The sequence below is a fragment of the Streptomyces sp. UW30 genome, from assembly GCF_008042075.1.
GTDB lineage: Bacteria > Actinomycetota > Actinomycetes > Streptomycetales > Streptomycetaceae > Streptomyces.
Map to the genome: position 1 here is coordinate 1 of NZ_RDBN01000143.1, position 2,785 is coordinate 2,785.

Annotated in this window: 4 protein-coding genes and 1 pseudogene; all 5 read right to left on the bottom strand. The window is 66.5% G+C overall.

What is annotated here, in order from left to right; all coding sequences use genetic code 11:
• Positions 1–310: pseudogene (locus EAO75_RS46880) on the bottom strand (hypothetical protein); the annotation flags it as partial.
• An 18-nt stretch (positions 311–328) separates the two neighbouring features.
• On the bottom strand, positions 329–652 hold the full coding sequence (locus EAO75_RS48865; RefSeq protein WP_410092938.1) for a helix-turn-helix domain-containing protein: 324 nt from the start codon (positions 650–652) through the stop codon (positions 329–331).
• A gap of 41 nt (positions 653–693) precedes the next feature.
• Positions 694–1,137 (bottom strand): hypothetical protein, encoded by a 444-nt coding sequence (locus tag EAO75_RS44900; protein ID WP_148000881.1) that lies wholly within the window; start codon positions 1,135–1,137, stop codon positions 694–696.
• 260 nt (positions 1,138–1,397) lie between these two features.
• Positions 1,398–2,453: a hypothetical protein gene (locus EAO75_RS44905; protein WP_148000882.1), complete on the bottom strand. Its 1,056-nt coding sequence runs from the start codon at positions 2,451–2,453 to the stop codon at positions 1,398–1,400.
• A gap of 3 nt (positions 2,454–2,456) precedes the next feature.
• Positions 2,457–2,690 (bottom strand): hypothetical protein, encoded by a 234-nt coding sequence (locus EAO75_RS44910; protein ID WP_148000883.1) that lies wholly within the window; start codon positions 2,688–2,690, stop codon positions 2,457–2,459.
• Between the last annotated feature and the right edge of the window lie 95 nt (positions 2,691–2,785).

Sequence of the window (2,785 nt, forward strand, 5' to 3'; positions counted from 1 at the left end):
CGCGGCGGTGTGCGGCGTTGTGCCGCTCCTTCCACTCAGGTAGTCGCGTCTGCCCCGCCTTGCGGCGATGGGGGATGAGCAGGCCCATGCCTTGGGATCCGCCGTCCGCGATGACCGTTGCCCCCGCGATCGACCGGTCCCGCGTGGCGCGGCGGTGTGCGGCGTTGTGCCGCTCCTTCCACTCAGGTAGTCGCGTCTGCCCCGCCTTGCGGCGATGGGGGATGAGCAGGCCCATGCCTTGGGATCCGCCGTCCGCGATGACCGTTGCCCCCGCGATCGACCGGTCCCGCGTGGGCAACCAGAGTGCCATCAACGACGAGTACGTCGTTTACGTCGTTGCTTGTCGGCTTGCGCTGTCTTGGGGCAGAGCCAGCAACGGCCCATGTCGATCGATGATCCGCCCTACGGCAGAGACGGAGATCCCGAACAAGGGTGCAAGCTGTCGCATGGACAGGTCGGTGCGGCAGTACATCGCCACCAGCAGTACTGGGTCCCTCAGCGGCAACGACCATGGACGTCCAGGACGGGCCGCATCCAGTGCCTGCCCACCGGCCCTGTGAACCGCCTGCACAAGCCGTTGGAACTGGCGCGGCTGAAGCCTGGTGAACACTTCAACGAGCTCGCGACGCTCACCGGAGATCACCTGCACCATCAGGCCGACGCGGTTCAACCCACACCATTACGAGACAGGCTTCAGGCGGGACTGTCGTTGAGGTAGTCGCGGGCCGCGATAGTGAACGCCTCGATCGCATCGACAAGGCGTGCGTGTTCCTCGCGTGCTCTCTGCACCGCCTGTGCGTTGCTCACCGTCCTTAGGCACACATATTGCGGTGCGCCGGAGCGCAGCATGTGAGCGGCAATGCCGGCCTCTTGGGCACGCTCGGCAATGTGCTTGGGACCTTCGAGGAGGACGACGGGCAGTGTCCGTTGTACGGGATCGATCGACTCGGCGGCCTCCGCCCGCAGTTCCCACGACCGTCGCTCGACGCGGTCCACATGATCCTCGTTTCCAGTCGGGAGCTCGGCGAGCGCCCGTTCCTGGTTCCGGGTGAGCCGCGTCTCGTACGCGTAGGTGGTGGCTGCGCCGAGGAAGGCGGCATACGCATCCCGCTGATGCTGCCGGCGAACGGCGTCCACGGGCCCACGGTGGGCTCCACGTGCCTGATGAAGTCCAGCAGCGTAGGCAGCTGAAGCAGCGAGGAGAGCGGTGGGCGTGGTGACGAGCGCGGCAGCGATGGCAGAGTCCATGACCCGTGATCGTGCCGCACGATACCGCGGCGCAGGGCGACGCTCTCGTAGCACCGACGAACGGAGAACGGTGACAGACAGAAACGGCCCTGAACGCCGGGGCCTTTCTCGAGGAATCCGGACACGATTCCAAGATCTTTAGGACATGCCTAGCAGGGACCCGGTGTGCCGGGCGGCGGAGTGTCCTGCGGTTCCAGGTCTCGGCGGAACCGGTCCAGGGCGACGGCCGGATCGTCGTAGGGGATTCGTGTGAACTTCGAGACCAGCGTCCACATCAACCGTTCCTCCACGAGGCTCTTGGGCAGCGCGAGACCGAGGGCGTGAGCGAGCGGCGCCCTGCCGACGCTTACCAGAGCACGGACTGCTGCCGCCCAATCGTCGGTGGCCACGACCGCGGTGCGATACCACACCGGAATGAGCGCGGCAGCCACTGTGGCGGTCACGATCAGCGGGAGGGGGTCCGCCTTGGCCGCGAGGAGGGAGCCCAGAGCAATGACGGTGACGATGGCGTGGCCGTACAGCAGCGCGACGAAGAAGTCGACGCTGGTGCGTGCGGTATCTACCTGGCGGCGCGCCTGCTCGGGGGCGGCTGCGTTCAGCTCGTTCCACAGCAGCTGGGTGTCGAGGCGGTAGCGGTCGTGTCCGTACTCCTCGAATCTGCGAATGGCGTTGCCCAGGCGCGTAGGGGCGATCTGGTCCGGGTCGACCGGGTAGCGCGCCAACTGTTCTTGCAGCAAGGCGCGTTGGATCAGACCGCGAGTGCGGTCGCGGTTGCGCCATTGCTCCAGCTCCGAGCTGGTCTGCAGCCGCTGCAAGGTCTCCTGCTCGTGCTCTTGCAGGGATCGGCGCTGGGCTTCCCGCTCCAGACGTAGGAGTTGCAGACGCTCATCGAGCGCGGTACGCAGCGCCTGGTGGCGACGACAGCGTCGGAGGTAGAGCGGCTGGGGCCACAGCAGATACCCCTCCAGGATGCGGTACAGCGGGCTTTGCATTGCATTGAGGATCAGTCCGAAAAGCACTGAGAAGACCAGCAGCAAGGTAGCGCCGATGGGCGAGGTGGGCCGCAGTCGTGTCGCGGCAATCACGCCGTCGAGGCTGGGGGCCACGGTGAAGCACAGCACCGCCAAATTGATCGTCGTGGGCAGGATCCATCCGACGAGCAGGGTCCAGGCGCCGACCAGGGCTCCCTTTGCGATGTCGCCCATGTCTCAGCTCCTCCGCCAGCTGTCGTCGTCGGGGTTGGTCGTGGGGCCCGGTGAGCGCGGCCCGGCCGCCGGTTCGCCCGTTGGCGGGAGGACGATCTGCTGTGCGCTGACGCCGAACGACCGGTCGGCCACCTGATCGATATAGACGGCCCCGTGGAAGACGTGGGAGATCTGTGCCTCGAACCCGGCTGTCTCGTAGCCGTGTGCGTGAAGGACGCTCGTCACACCGCGCAGCACGCATGTCTCCGTAAGGGAGTTGGCCGCCGGCGATTGGCTTTCTCTGCTGCAGGAGCTGGACGTTCAGCGTGACCTGCAGGCGGTGCAGACATGCG

Bases quoted from the DNA above. Each gene is read 5' to 3' on its own strand.
- EAO75_RS48865 (WP_410092938.1), bottom strand. From the start codon at position 652: ATGGTGCAGGTGATCTCCGGTGAGCGTCGCGAGCTCGTTGAAGTGTTC.
- EAO75_RS44905 (WP_148000882.1), bottom strand. From the start codon at position 2,453: ATGGGCGACATCGCAAAGGGAGCCCTGGTCGGCGCCTGGACCCTGCTC.